The organism is Arthrobacter sp. NPDC056493, from assembly GCF_042795115.1.
GTDB lineage: Bacteria > Actinomycetota > Actinomycetes > Actinomycetales > Micrococcaceae > Arthrobacter.
Window position 1 is genome coordinate 29,716 of record NZ_JBHTSL010000010.1, and the last position, 12,704, is coordinate 42,419.

General features: G+C 67.3%; 14 protein-coding genes. 10 read left to right on the forward strand and 4 right to left on the reverse strand.

Annotated features, from left to right (window positions below; genetic code table 11):
- Positions 1–44 precede the first annotated feature (44 nt).
- On the forward strand, positions 45–620 hold the full coding sequence (gene dcd / locus ACFQ50_RS06510; RefSeq protein ID WP_102973424.1) for a dCTP deaminase: 576 nt from the start codon (positions 45–47) through the stop codon (positions 618–620).
- Between the two features lie 419 nt (positions 621–1,039).
- Entirely contained in the window at positions 1,040–1,714 is a 675-nt protein-coding gene (locus ACFQ50_RS06515; RefSeq protein WP_377994714.1) for a hypothetical protein, read from the forward strand.
- Between the two features lie 77 nt (positions 1,715–1,791).
- Here the strand turns inward: ACFQ50_RS06515 and ACFQ50_RS06520 are convergent, their stop codons facing one another.
- The 3 genes from ACFQ50_RS06520 to ACFQ50_RS06530 form a co-directional block, all read right to left on the reverse strand.
- A complete protein-coding gene (locus tag ACFQ50_RS06520) occupies positions 1,792–2,976 on the reverse strand; it encodes a cation:proton antiporter (protein ID WP_377994715.1) in 1,185 nt (394 codons plus the stop codon).
- Between the two features lie 5 nt (positions 2,977–2,981).
- Entirely contained in the window at positions 2,982–3,464 is a 483-nt protein-coding gene (locus ACFQ50_RS06525; protein WP_377994716.1) for a cation:proton antiporter regulatory subunit, read from the reverse strand.
- A gap of 89 nt (positions 3,465–3,553) precedes the next feature.
- Positions 3,554–4,957: an MFS transporter gene (locus tag ACFQ50_RS06530; protein WP_377994717.1), complete on the reverse strand. Its 1,404-nt coding sequence runs from the start codon at positions 4,955–4,957 to the stop codon at positions 3,554–3,556.
- Between the two features lie 190 nt (positions 4,958–5,147).
- Between ACFQ50_RS06530 and ACFQ50_RS06535 the strand changes: the two genes are divergently transcribed.
- The 8 genes from ACFQ50_RS06535 (at position 5,148) to ACFQ50_RS06570 (ending at position 12,407) form a co-directional block, all read left to right on the forward strand.
- Positions 5,148–8,231 carry a Na+/H+ antiporter subunit A gene (locus ACFQ50_RS06535; RefSeq protein WP_377994718.1) on the forward strand — a complete coding sequence of 1,028 codons (3,084 nt, stop codon included), beginning with the start codon at positions 5,148–5,150 and terminating at the stop codon, positions 8,229–8,231.
- Positions 8,228–8,821, forward strand: a complete 594-nt coding sequence (locus tag ACFQ50_RS06540) for a Na(+)/H(+) antiporter subunit C (protein ID WP_377994719.1) — start codon at positions 8,228–8,230, stop codon at positions 8,819–8,821. Before ACFQ50_RS06535 ends, ACFQ50_RS06540 begins: the two co-directional genes overlap by 4 nt.
- Positions 8,818–10,407, forward strand: a complete 1,590-nt coding sequence (locus tag ACFQ50_RS06545; RefSeq protein WP_377994720.1) for a Na+/H+ antiporter subunit D — start codon at positions 8,818–8,820, stop codon at positions 10,405–10,407. Before ACFQ50_RS06540 ends, ACFQ50_RS06545 begins: the two co-directional genes overlap by 4 nt.
- Positions 10,404–10,949, forward strand: a complete 546-nt coding sequence (locus ACFQ50_RS06550) for a Na+/H+ antiporter subunit E (RefSeq protein WP_377994721.1) — start codon at positions 10,404–10,406, stop codon at positions 10,947–10,949. Before ACFQ50_RS06545 ends, ACFQ50_RS06550 begins: the two co-directional genes overlap by 4 nt.
- Entirely contained in the window at positions 10,946–11,224 is a 279-nt protein-coding gene (locus tag ACFQ50_RS06555) for a monovalent cation/H+ antiporter complex subunit F (RefSeq protein ID WP_314194345.1), read from the forward strand. The genes ACFQ50_RS06550 and ACFQ50_RS06555 overlap by 4 nt, the downstream gene beginning before the upstream one ends.
- Positions 11,214–11,630, forward strand: coding sequence for a monovalent cation/H(+) antiporter subunit G (gene mnhG / locus ACFQ50_RS06560; protein ID WP_377994722.1), 417 nt, complete (start codon positions 11,214–11,216; stop codon positions 11,628–11,630). Before ACFQ50_RS06555 ends, mnhG begins: the two co-directional genes overlap by 11 nt.
- 91 nt (positions 11,631–11,721) lie before the next feature.
- The gene (locus ACFQ50_RS06565; RefSeq protein WP_377994723.1) at positions 11,722–12,201 is read left to right on the forward strand and encodes a DUF2975 domain-containing protein; all 480 of its coding nucleotides are present in this window, start codon (positions 11,722–11,724) and stop codon (positions 12,199–12,201) included.
- Positions 12,201–12,407, forward strand: a complete 207-nt coding sequence (locus ACFQ50_RS06570) for a helix-turn-helix domain-containing protein (RefSeq protein ID WP_377994724.1) — start codon at positions 12,201–12,203, stop codon at positions 12,405–12,407. Before ACFQ50_RS06565 ends, ACFQ50_RS06570 begins: the two co-directional genes overlap by 1 nt.
- Positions 12,408–12,422: 15 nt before the next feature.
- Here ACFQ50_RS06570 and ACFQ50_RS06575 read toward each other — a convergent pair whose 3' ends face one another.
- Positions 12,423–12,686: a DUF4235 domain-containing protein gene (locus tag ACFQ50_RS06575; protein WP_377994725.1), complete on the reverse strand. Its 264-nt coding sequence runs from the start codon at positions 12,684–12,686 to the stop codon at positions 12,423–12,425.
- Positions 12,687–12,704 lie beyond the last annotated feature (18 nt).

Below are 12,704 nucleotides of genomic sequence, written 5' to 3' on the forward strand. Positions count from 1 at the left end.
CACTAGCGGCAGGGCAGTGGGGCGGCAATGGTATTTTTGAGGGTGTGCTGATCTCTGACCGCGACATTCGTGCCGAAATTGATTCCGAACGGATCGTCCTCGATCCGTACGAAGCCGCGATGGTCCAGCCGTCCTCGGTGGATGTGCGGATTGACCGCTATTTCCGGCTGTTCGACAACCACAAATACGCCCACATCGACCCCGCCGAAGAGCAGCCTGAGCTGACCCGGCTGGTGGAGGTGGAGGAGGGCGAACCGTTCATCCTGCACCCCGGCGAGTTCGTGCTTGGTTCCACCTACGAAACCGTCACGCTGCCGGACGACATCGCCGCGCGCCTCGAGGGCAAGTCCTCGCTTGGCCGCCTCGGCCTGCTGACGCACTCCACAGCCGGCTTCATCGACCCCGGCTTCTCAGGCCACGTCACGCTGGAGCTGTCCAACATGGCCACGCTGCCCATCAAGCTGTGGCCGGGCATGAAGATCGGCCAGCTCTGTTTCTTCCGGCTGTCCTCCGCTGCCGAGTTCCCCTACGGATCCGGCGAGTACGGCAACCGGTACCAGGGCCAGCGCGGACCCACTGCGAGCCGCAGCCACCTGAACTTCCACCGGACGGACATTTAGCAGCGGCGCTTGCGCCGAGGCGTGAGATCTCGACGCTTAGCCGTTTCGTAAGCGCCGAGATCTCACCTCTCGATGGCAGGACGCCCTCGTCACCCCTCCTCCACACTGGGGATAACTGCGGATGACCTCGCCTGACGTGCACACAATGGCCCATGAGAAAGCCGCCACCACTGCCTGGCCTGCTCGCGGGCAGGTCGTTCACGCTCGATGAGCAGCGTTCCGCCGGTGTTGCCGCGCAACGCGCCTGGCGCAGCGACCTCCGGGTGGCAAGCCGCGGGGTGCGCGTTCCGTGGGATGTCGAGCAGGACTTCACGCACACCTGTCGGCTGCTTTGCGGCGTCTGTCCGTCGGCTGCCTGCTGCCTAGGGACCGCCGGTCGGCTGTGGAGGTGCCCGCTTCCGTGGAGTGTCCAGACTGACTTGCGCGTCCATTTGGCCCGGTTCGACGGCGGAAACCGGCCCGTGCGTAAGGGCGTGGCCGGCCATCGGCTCGAATTGCATGACACCGACCTCACGGAGCTCGACGGCGTTCCCGTCACGAGCCCGGCACGGACCTGGCTGGATCTCGCCGCCATTCTCGGGCTTGAGGACCTGGTGGTGGCGGCCGACTTCTTCATCTGCAGCCAGTCCCGAAGTTTTGGCCCACGAAAATTGGCGCTGTGTTCCGTAGCCGATCTGGAGCAACAGGTGGAGGACGGCAGCGGCGCGCGGGGCATCCGCAAGGCCAGGACGGCGCTGGGCCTGGCCAGAGTGGGTGCGGACTCGGCGCCCGAGACCCGGCTTAGGCTGGCGCTGGGCAGGCTGGGCCTGCCCGAACCGGCACTGGGTTATGTGATCACGGATGCAACTGGCTGGGAGTTGGCTTGGCCGGACATGGCCTTTCCGGAGTTCAAGGTGGCTGTGAACTACGATGGCCGGCACCACCTTGAACCGCGCCAGCGCGAATCAGACATCCGCCGGGACGAGTCCATTGCGGCGATCGGCTGGACTTCGGTGACGATCACGGCGACGCAGGTCAGGACCTGGGGGTACGACGGGTGCGCACAGCGGGTGCTGGACGCGTTGGTGCGGTGCGGGTGGCGCGCCGAGAGGTGAGATTTCGTCGCTTCGGGGCTAGCTAAATGTCGAGATCTCACGTCTCGATGGGCCCTAGTAAATACGGTCCCGCTAGCTCAGGCCCGGACGGGTTCCGGCCGCGCCGGGCGGGAGAACTTCTTGACGAGGGGTTCGATGTAGCGGGCAGCCAGCGGCCCCAGGATCGCCATGATCAGGACGTAGGCCGTGGCGAGGGCCGCGAGCTCGTCCGCAACCACCCCGGACGTCACCGCCAGGCCCGCGATGACAATGGAGAACTCGCCGCGGGCTATCAGCGCGGCCCCGGCACGGAAGCGGCCCGGCCGCGCGATGCCTGCGCGCTTGGCGGCCCATGCCCCGGTGATGATCTTGGTGGCGGCAGTGAGCACCGCGAGGGCAAGTGCCCATGCCAGCACCGGCGGGATAGAGGTGGGGTCCGTGTTGAGCCCGAACGCCACGAAGAAGATGGCGGCAAAGAGGTCCCGCAGCGGCTCAAGGATGCGCGTCGCACTATGGGCCGTGGCGCCCGAGATCGCGATACCGAGCATGAAGGCGCCCACCGCGGCGGACACCTGCAGCACCGCGGCCACGCCCGATACCAGCAGGGCGGCCCCCAGCAGGTTCAGCAGGAAGACCTCCGAATTCTCGCTGTGCACCGCCTTGGAGACGTGGTGTCCGTGCCGCAGGGCGACCAGCAGCACCACGGTGACCACCGCCAGCGAGACGCCGACGGTCTGCAGGCCGCCCAGGAAGCTGACGCCGGCGAGCGTGGCGGTGAGGATCGGCAGATAAATGGCCATGGCCAGGTCCTCGAAGACCAGAATGGAGAGGACCACGGGCGTCTCGCGGTTACCGATGCGGCCAAGGTCCGTGATGACCTTGGCCGCGATGCCCGACGACGATATATACGTGACGCCGCCCATAACCATGGCGCCCACGACTCCCCACCCGAGAAGGGCGGCCAGGGCAGCGCCGGGAACGAAGTTCAGGACGAAGTCGAGGATGCCGGCCTTCCATGACCTGCGCAGGCCGGTCACCAGCTCCGTCGCTGTATATTCCAGCCCGAGCATAAGTAGCAGCAGGATGACGCCGATCTCACCGGAGAGGTGGGAAAACTCCTTCATGCCGCTCAGCTCCACCACGCCACCGGCGCCGAAGCACAGCCCGCCCACCAGATACAGCGGAATGGGGGACATCCCTATCCGCCCTGCCAGCCTCGCCAGCAGGCCGAGGCAGAAGACAACTGCCCCCAGTTCGATGAGAGACAGGGCCACGCGGTCCATGAGGGTCAGCCGTTGCGCAGGATGTCGGCCGCAGCGTCCAACCCCTCTTGCGTGCCGACGGCGACCAGCAGGTCGCCGGGGTGAAGGAGGAGGTCGGGGCCCGGCGAAGGAACCACCTCGCCTTCACGCATGATCGCCACAATCGAAACGCCGCACCTTGTCCGGATGCGGGCTTTGCCCATGGGCTGGTTCTGGAACGGGGAGTCCGCGGCAATGGAGAATTGCCGGGTGGCGATGCCGGGAACTTCCCGGTGGGCCTCGGTCAGCGTCATGGCAAGGTGCTGGCCTCCCAGCAGGTTCCCCAGGCATGCCGCCTCCTCGCCGGTCAGCGGAATCGAGGCCTGGCACGTGTCCGGGTCATCCCAGGTGGAAACGAACAGCTCGGTCTGGCCCTCGCGCAGTTCCACCACCCCGATCCGCCGGCCGGATGCGGTCATGAAGTCCTTGCGCCTGCCGAGGCCCGGGAGGTCTGTCTCTTCCATGTACATAACATCAGCGTAGTCCGCGAACCCGCAATTTCGGCTGAAACTGCGTGCCCTGCCCGGGGCTTAAGTGTTCGTTCGCGCTGGGAGCCGGGTCAGGATTGCGGGACCACGGCGATCTCGGTTTCGCCCGGGGCCTTCACGGGCAGGAGGACCAGGAGCCCGGCGAGCAGAACCACCATGATGCCCAGGACGCCCCAGCGCTGCGCGTCGCCCTGCGCCACCAGGGGGGTGGCAACGGTGATGCACAGCGTGAACAGGGCCGGGGCGAGGAAGCTGACCGCGCGGCCAGTGGTTGCGTACAGGCCGAAGAGCTCGCCGGATTCGCCCTGCGGGGCGAGCCGGGCCAGGTACGCGCGGGAGGAGGACTGGGCCGGCCCGACGAAGAGGCAAAGGAACAGGCCGAAAACCCAGAACGTCGTGGAGCCTGACCAGGGCACCCCGAAGAACGTGTGGTTGTCGTTGCCCAGCACCAGGATCACCGTTCCGGCGACCAGGAGGCCGGTGAGCGAGCCGATGATCACGGCCTTGGGCCCCACCCTGTCGTCCAGGAAGCCGCCGATGATCGCGCCCACGGCCGCCACAATGTTGCCGAAGATCGCGAAGAAGATAACCTGCGGCAGCGCGAAGCCGAAGGTGCCGGCCGCGATGATCCCGCCGAAGGTGAAGACCGCCGCCAGCCCGTCCCGGAAGATGGCGCTCGCCAGCAGGAAGAAGATGGTGTGCGGGCTGGTCCGGTAGATGGCCTTGATCCTGCGCGCCAGCAGCCCGTAGGACGCCAGGAACCCAAGACTCGCCGCCCGCTTCGGCTTGGGCAGCTCCGGAACTGCGAACATCACCGGCAGTGCGAAGATGAAGAACCACAGGGCGGAGAACACAGCCACCAGCCGGATGTTCAGGCTGTCCTGGGTGGCGGCGCCGAACCACTCGAAGCGCGGCTGCACGAAAAGCTGAAGCACGATGAGCAGTGCCACGATGCCGCCGAGGTAGCCCATGCCCCAGCCGAAACCGCTGACCTTGCCGATGTTCCGCGGCGTCGAAATCTGCGCCAGCATGGCGTTGTAGTTGACGCCCGCAAATTCGAAGAACACGTTGGCGAGGGCGATCAGGGACACTCCCAGCAGCAGGAACTCGGGGCGGGGAGACACGAAGAAGCACAATGCCGTCAGGATCGCGACGGCGGCCGTGTTCACTCCCAGCCAGAGCTTGCGGCGGCCCCCGGTATCGGACCGCTGGCCCGTGACAGGCGCGAGCAGCGCGATGGCCGCCCCCGCAATGGCCAGTGCTCCGCCGAGCACCGCCGAGGCGCGGTCTTCGCCGCCGAACGCCTGGGACGTCAGGTAGACCGTGAAGACGAACGTCGTCATGACCGCGTTGAACGCCGCGGACCCCCAGTCCCACGCCGCCCAGGCCAGGACGCGGCCCTTGCCGGAGGCCTGCGGCCCTGCTTCAAGTTCCGACGACGGCTGCGTGGCCTCGGATGCGGCTGCGGAGTTCATAGGCCGATGCTATCCGCCCGTGGCGAACAGCGAACGGAAACTCTCCCGCAGGCTGGCGAAACTTGCGTTGCGGCTGGCCAGCGCGGGGAAAACTGTCGGTGCCCCCTTGATAAACTGTCGGGACCGAACCCAACGAATGACCGCCTGCTCCAACTTTTGATAACCGAATTCTGACTTTGCGGAGATACCAGTGATCACAGTCCTTGCCGTGCACTTCGCGGTGGCCGCTGTGGCGCCGTTCGTCTTCCGGAAGTTCGGCCGAAACTCGTTCTATGCGCTGGCCGCGGTCCCCGCCGGTTCATTCATCTGGCTCCTGTTCCAGCACGCCGCCGTCTACGGCGTCGGAGCTCCTGCAAAAACGGGAGCCCCCGCACAAGCCGGAGCCGTCGCCGAAACCGCACCCTGGATCCCAAGCCTCGGCATCGAATTCGCCTTCCGCATGGATGCCCTGGCCTGGGTCATGTCCCTGCTGGTGCTGGGCGTGGGCGCCTTGGTGCTGGTCTACTGCGCACGGTACTTCAAGGACAAGGACAGCTACCTCGGCGGGTTCGGCGCGCAGCTGCTGGCGTTCGCCGGGGCCATGTTCGGGCTGGTCACCGCGGATGACCTGCTGATGATGTTCATCTTCTGGGAACTCACCACCGTCCTTTCCTACCTCCTGATCGGCTACGCACGGACACGGCTTGCCGCCCGGCGCTCCGCACTGCAGGCCCTCATGGTCACCACTGCCGGCGGCCTGGCCATGCTCGTCGGCCTGATCATGCTCGGCGCCAGCGCCGGCACCTACCGGATCTCGGCCATCCTCGAGCAGGCACCCGGGCTGGTCTCCGGACCGGCAGCGGGAGCCGTCGGCGCCGCCGTCGTCCTCATCCTGATCGGTGCGGTGACCAAATCCGCGCTGGTCCCCTTCCACTTCTGGCTTCCGGGCGCCATGGCCGCGCCAACGCCCGTGAGCGCGTACCTGCACGCCGCCGCGATGGTGAAGGCCGGCGTTTATATCGTGGCGCGACTCGCCCCGGGCTTCACGGACACCGCCTACTGGCTGCCGATGGTCCTCGGGCTGGGGCTCGCCACGATGCTGGTGGGCGGCTACCGGGCACTGCGCCAGACGGACATCAAGCTCATCCTGGCCTACGGCACCGTGAGCCAGCTGGGATTCATCACCATGGTGGTGGGGCTCGGCAAGCCCGACGCCGCGCTCGCCGGCCTCGCCATGTTGCTCGCGCACGGGCTCTTCAAAGCAACGCTCTTCCTGGTGGTGGGCATCATCGACCACCAGTCCGGCACGCGCGACATCCGCCAGCTTTCGGGCGTTTTCCGCTCGTCCCGGGCCCTCGGCATCGTGGCCGGGGTCGGCGCCGCCTCCATGGCCGGCATCCCGCTGCTGGGCGGGTTCGTGGCGAAGGAGTCGGTGCTTGAGGCGTTCGTGCACTTCGCCGGGGAGCCGGGCTACGGCCCCTGGGGCGCAGTGGTCCTCGCGGGCGTGGTGCTCGGCTCCGTGCTGACCTTCGCCTACAGCGCGCGCTTCATGTGGGGCGCCTTCGCCGTGAAACCGGGTGTCGAGCGCACCCCGTTCAAGGCCATCCGGCCCGCCTTCCTCGCGGCCCCGGCAGTACTGAGCGGCCTGACCGCGGTATACGGCCTGTGGCCGGTTCCGGTGGATGCCTGGATCCAGCCGTACGCGGCCCTGTTTACCGAGGGAACGCTCAGCGGGGGAACGGCCGACGCCGGTACTGCGGCAGGTGCCGCGGGGCACCTCGCGCTGTGGCACGGGCTGACCCCTGCCCTGGGCCTGACCGCCATCACCTTCGCCGCCGGCGCGGCGATGTTCTACGGACGGGCGGTGGTGGACCGGATCCAGAGCGCCGTTCCGCCTTGGTTCGACGCCGACCGCGGCTACCAGCTGACCATCGGCGCGCTGGACGACGTCGCGGTGTGGATCACCGGACGCACGCAGCGTGGTTCGCTGTATTTCTACCTGGCCGTGATCCTCAGCGTCGCCTTCGTCCTGCCTCTGTCCGCCCTGATCGCCGCGAACAAGCCGCTTCCCGAAGGGCTGTATTTCGTCGACCCCAACTCGCCCTTGCAGCTCGTGGCGGGTGCGGGGATCGTGATTGGGGCACTCGCCGCCGTCCGGGCCAACAAGCGCTTCCTGGCCGTGCTCATGGTTTCCGTCACCGGCTACGGCATCGCCCTGATGTTCGCGCTGCAGGGCGCGCCGGACCTGGCCCTGACGCAGATGCTCGTGGAAACGATCATCCTGGTGGCGTTCGTGCTGGCCATGCGCAGCCTCCCGGCGGAGCTGCGGGACCGGACCCGGGGCAAATACCGGGTGGTCCGCGTGATCATCGGCCTGTCCTTCGGCGCCACCATGGTCTTCGCCGCCATCCACGCCATGGGCGCCCGCATCGCCACGCCCGTCTCCCTCGAGTTCCCCAAGCTGGCCTACGAGGGCGGCGGCGGGCTCAACATCGTCAACGTCACCCTGGTGGACATCCGCGCATGGGACACCTTCGGTGAGATCTCCGTGCTGGCGCTGGCAGCCACCGGCGTGGCCAGCCTCATTTTCGTCCGGGGCCGCGGTGACCGGCTGCGCACCTCATCCGCTGTGGCCGAGGGGACTGTCGGCCGCCGCCACGGCGTGGACAAGTCCTCGAGGGACGGTGCCGCACTGGCCCTGACCCGGAAGTTCGCCGCGGCCGCACGGGATCCGTGGCTCGTAGCCGGGCGCACCCTGGCACCGGAGCGCCGCTCCATCATCTTCGAAGTGGTCACCCGGCTGATCTTCCACTCGATGATCATCTTCTCGCTCTATCTGCTGCTGGCAGGGCACAACCTCCCCGGCGGCGGCTTCGCCGGCGGCCTCATGGCCGGGCTGGCCCTCACGCTGCGCTACCTTGCGGGCGGCCGCTTCGAACTGCGGGAAGCCACCCCCATCAGCGCTGGCACCCTGCTCGGGATTGGCCTTGCCACGGCCGCGTTGTCCGGGGCCGCCCCCGTCCTGCTGGGCGGTCAGGTGTTCCAGAGCGCCATCATCGAGTTCTGGCTGCCGGTCTTCGGCGACATCAAATTCGTCACCTCCACCATCTTCGACACCGGCGTGTACATCGTCGTCGTCGGCCTGGTGCTGGATGTGCTCCGCAGCCTTGGCGCCGAGATTGACGAGCACTTTGAGGAACGCCCCCTGCCGCAGGATGCGCAGGAGGGCGATGAGGGCGCGGAAGAAGTGCCCGGCGGCATCCCGGCCGGATCCACCCGAGGCGGCACCGCATGACCGTTAACCTGACCCTGCTGACCGTCATGGGCGCCCTCTACGCCTGCGGCATCTACCTGATCCTGGAACGCAGCCTCACGCGCGTGCTGCTGGGGCTGATGCTGCTGGCCAACGCCACCAACCTGCTGATCCTCGCCACCGGCGGCTACGCCGGGCTGGCGCCCTTCTTCAGCAAGGACACTGACCCCGTGTCCTACAGCGACCCCCTGCCGCAGGCACTGATCCTGACGTCCATCGTCATTTCCTTCGCCGTGACCGCGTTCATGCTGGGCATCATCTACCGGACCTGGGTGCTTGCCCGCCAGGACGACATCCAGGACGACATCGAGGACCGCCGCGTGGCCGAGACCCCCAGCTTCGACGCCGAGGATGACGCTGTCATCCCCGTGGAAACCTCCGAGTTCCCCTTGCCCATGGGCGGACCGGACGGTTCCGCCGGGACGGAGCCGACGGCGACTGTCGAGGCAGGCGGCCGGCCCCTCCTGGCGGAACACGCGGCGCTGGAGGAGAAACCGGGATCCGGCAACATCAACACAGACACAACCACAGCCACAGGTAAAGACACTGACACCGATGGAGGGGCGAAGTGAACCTCGCAAGCCTTGCCCCGCTCGCCGTCGTACTTCCCATCCTGGGTGCGGCGCTGACGTTCGTGCTGATCCGGCATTCCCGCGCGCAGCGGGCCGTGAGCATCGCCCTGCTCTCGCTCACCCTGCTGCTGGAGTGCCTGCTCCTGGCGTCGGTCTGGAACGGCGGCACGGCGGCGGTCAACATTGGCGGCTGGGTGCCGCCGTGGGGAATCGTCCTGGTGGTGGACCAGTTCTCATCGCTCATGCTCGTGGTGTCCTCCGCGGTGAGCCTCGCCGTCCTCGTGTATGCCACCGGCCAGGGCATGGCCGACGGCGACCAGGACGCCCCGGTGTCGATCTTTCACCCCACGTATCTGATCCTCGTCGCCGGGGTCTCCAACGCGTTCCTCTCCGGGGACCTGTTCAACCTCTACGTCGGTTTCGAGATCCTGCTGACGGCAAGCTATGTGCTGATGACCCTCGGCGGCACGGGCCCGCGCATCCGGGCGGGCGTCACCTATGTGGTGGTCTCCGTGGTGTCGTCGGTGCTGTTCCTGATTGCCATCGCCATGGTTTACGGCGCCACCGGCACCATCAACATGGCGGACCTGGCCATCAAGCTCACGGAACTGGACCAGGGAACCAAGACGCTCCTGCACGTGATGCTGCTGGTGGCCTTCGGGATCAAGGCCGCGGTGTTCCCCCTGTCCTTCTGGCTTCCGGACTCGTACCCCACCGCGCCGGCGCCGGTCACGGCCGTGTTCGCCGGCCTGCTCACCAAGGTGGGCGTCTACGCCATGGTCCGCACGGAAACCCTGCTGTTCCCCGGCGACAGCCTCAACACACCCCTGATGGTGGTGGCGCTGCTGACCATGGTGGTGGGCATCCTGGGCGCGCTCGCGCAGAGCGACATCAAGCGTCTGCTGTCCTTCACCCTGGTCAGCCATATCGGCTACATGGTGTTCGGCCTGGCGATGTCCTCCGTCGCCGGCCTTGCTGCCGCTGTCTTCTACGTGGCGCACCACATCACCATCCAGACCAGCCTCTTCCTGGTCACCGGCCTGATAGAGCGCCGCGGCGGCAGCTCCTCCGTGGACCGGCTGGCCGGGCTGGCCAAACTGTCCCCGCTGCTGGCCCTGTTGTTCTTCGTTCCGGCCATGAATCTCGCGGGCATCCCGCCGTTCTCGGGCTTCCTGGGCAAGCTTGGCCTGATGCAGGCCGGCATCGGCCTGGGCACCCCGCTGGCCTACGCCCTGGTGATCGGCGGCGTGCTGACCAGCCTGCTGACGCTGCTGGCCGTTGCCCGCGTGTGGAACCGTGCGTTCTGGCGCAAGGCCGAAGACGCGGAGCACCCCGATCCGGTGCTCCTCGCCGTTCCCGCCCCGGATGGCGGCGCGACGGCGGTGCGCCTCCTGCCGCGCACCATGGTGGGGTCCACGCTGGGCCTGGTGGTGCTGGGTGTGGCTCTCACAGTCTTCGCCGGTCCGCTCTTCCGCGTGGCGGACCAGTCGGCCGCGGCCATGCTGGACAGGTCCGCCTATATCCAGGCGGTGCTTGGTGACGGCGCGCCCGTCCCGGCGCTGGCGCTCAGCGGGGGCGGAAAATGAGCCGAAAGAGGGTGTCCCTGCGGCAGGAACTGCCGCTGCTGGTCTGGCTGGTCATCGTCTGGGGAGCCCTCTGGCAGGACTTCAGCCCCGGCAATCTGCTCTTCGGCGCCCTGCTGGCGATTGCCGTGGCGCGCCTGTTCTACCTGCCGCCGGTGGAGCTGAGCGGCCGTTTCAACGTGCTGCGGGCCGTTCCGTTCGCGGTGGTGTTCCTCGGCCGGGTGGTGGCCGCTAGCTGCCAGGTGTTCTACCTGGCGGTGGCCCAGGGGCCTAAGGTGACCAACGCCGTCGTCGCCGTTCCGTTGCGCAGCCATTCGGACCTGATGGTGACGGCGACTGGCCACGTGATCTCCCTGATCCCGGGGTCGCTGGTGGTGGAGGTGGACAGGTCCACGTCCACGCTGTACATCCACGGACTGAACGTCCGGAACGGGGAGGATGTCCTCAAACTGCGCAAGGAAGTCCGCGACACCGAGGCGGGGCTCATCCGGATCATGGGAACGAAGGAAGAGCTTGCCGCACTGAAGCAGGAGGTAGGCGCATGATGGAGCTGGTCCTCACCGTCACGGCTGTGGCGCTGGCCCTCGCGGCGGCGGGTGCGATCATCCGCATCGCCCGCGGCCCGTCACTGCTGGACCGGGTCCTCGCGGCGGACGTGCTGCTGGCCATCCTCGGCGCGGCCCTGTGCATCGACATGGCCGTGAACCGGCACCTGAACAACCTGATGCTGGTGGTGGCCGTGTCCGTGATCGGGTTCATCGGCTCGGTAACAGTGGCCCGTTTCGTGGCAGACCGGCGGGAGCAGCCCAATGAGTCCTGAACCGAACGCCGTGGATGCCGTGATCGACGCTGTTTCGGCTGTGTTCATGGTGGTGGGCGCGCTGATGTCCCTGGCCGCCGCCATCGGCCTGCTCCGCTTCCCGGACCTGATGAGCCGCATGCACGCCGCCACGAAGCCCCAGGTGCTTGGTCTGTTCCTGCTGCTGGCGGCGGTGGGGCTGCAACTGCGCACGTGGTGGGTGTGGCCGGTGCTGCTGGTGGCATGGATCTTCCAGCTGCTCACGGTGCCGGTCTCTGCCCATATGGTGGGACGCGCCGGCTACCGCACCAAGCACCTCCATAAGGAGCTGCTCAGCACCGACGAGCTGGAGGCCGTGGTGGTGAAGGCCGCCAAGGCGGCCCGGGAATCGGAAGGGGACGACGGCGGTAACCGCACCGCCGGCTAAGTCCGCTGGTTGAGCCCGTCGAAAGCAGGGACGCGGGTACCCGCCGTCGTAGTCGATTGAAATTCGATAGTAAAACAGCGATACTCGATCCATGAATATGACAAACCTGGCGGTCACCGCGCTTCGGGTCCTGCTGGTCATGGCCTTCGGCCTGCTGGTGGTGTTCCAGACCCTGTCCCTGCCCGGGCAATTTGCCTACATGGCGGAGCAGAATCCGGCCGATGCGTATCTGAGGTGGCCGCTGACGGTCTTCGCCGTGGTGGAGGTGGCCTGCGTGCAGGTGGTGATCGTGAGCACCTGGAAACTGCTCACCATGGTCAGGCGGGACCGCATCTTCAGCAAGGCGGCCCTGGCCTGGGTGGACGCAATCGTGTGGGCAGTGCTCACCGCGTGGATCCTCCTGGCCGGCGTCTTCGTCTTCATCGTGCTGAACGCGGATGATCCCGGGGTGCCCATGCTGCTGACGCTGATGCTGGTCGGCGGCGCCGTCATCGGGCTGCTCATGGTGGTGATGCGCGCGCTGCTGCGGCAGGCCACGGCACTGCGGACCGACATGGAAGCAGTGATCTGATGCCCATCGTGGTGCGCATCGACGTCGAACTGGCCAAACGAAAGATGAGCGTGGGGGAGTTCGCCGACCGGGTCGGGCTCACGCCGGCAAATGTGGCCGTGCTGAAGAACGGGCGGGCCAAGGCCGTGCGCTTCAGCACGCTGGAGGCGATGTGCAGGGTGCTCCGCTGCCAGCCCGGCGACCTGCTCGAGTGGGTCGAGGACTGACGGGTGGGCCGGTGCCTAGACGATGTCCTGGGTCTTGGCGAACCGGGTGATGGCCCGCTGGGTGCCGCGGTTGGCCAGTACCTGGATGACCGCGCTGACCGACGCGGAGACGAGGGCAAATGTCAGGGCTGTGCGCAGCGTCGTGGGGACATCGTCCTTGTCACCCTTGGGAGGCTTCTGCCCCGTGACCTTTTCCCAGATGGTATCGACGGCCCTGGTGCCGGCGAACCCTGCCAGCAGGCTGATGCCCGTGCCAAGCAGTTTGATCAAGAGACTCATTCCGGAACTCCTCGCGTG

Excerpts from the sequence above, each read along its gene's own strand:
- ACFQ50_RS06570 (WP_377994724.1), top strand. The coding sequence starts at position 12,201 with ATGCCCATCGTGGTGCGCATCGACGTCGAACTGGCCAAACGAAAGATG.
- ACFQ50_RS06540 (WP_377994719.1), top strand. The coding sequence starts at position 8,228 with ATGACCGTTAACCTGACCCTGCTGACCGTCATGGGCGCCCTCTACGCC.
- ACFQ50_RS06550 (WP_377994721.1), top strand. The coding sequence starts at position 10,404 with ATGAGCCGAAAGAGGGTGTCCCTGCGGCAGGAACTGCCGCTGCTGGTC.
- ACFQ50_RS06565 (WP_377994723.1), top strand. The coding sequence starts at position 11,722 with ATGAATATGACAAACCTGGCGGTCACCGCGCTTCGGGTCCTGCTGGTC.
- ACFQ50_RS06575 (WP_377994725.1), bottom strand. The coding sequence starts at position 12,686 with ATGAGTCTCTTGATCAAACTGCTTGGCACGGGCATCAGCCTGCTGGCA.
- ACFQ50_RS06525 (WP_377994716.1), bottom strand. The coding sequence starts at position 3,464 with ATGTACATGGAAGAGACAGACCTCCCGGGCCTCGGCAGGCGCAAGGAC.
- ACFQ50_RS06555 (WP_314194345.1), top strand. The coding sequence starts at position 10,946 with ATGATGGAGCTGGTCCTCACCGTCACGGCTGTGGCGCTGGCCCTCGCG.
- ACFQ50_RS06530 (WP_377994717.1), bottom strand. The coding sequence starts at position 4,957 with ATGAACTCCGCAGCCGCATCCGAGGCCACGCAGCCGTCGTCGGAACTT.
- ACFQ50_RS06520 (WP_377994715.1), bottom strand. The coding sequence starts at position 2,976 with ATGGACCGCGTGGCCCTGTCTCTCATCGAACTGGGGGCAGTTGTCTTC.
- mnhG (WP_377994722.1), top strand. The coding sequence starts at position 11,214 with ATGAGTCCTGAACCGAACGCCGTGGATGCCGTGATCGACGCTGTTTCG.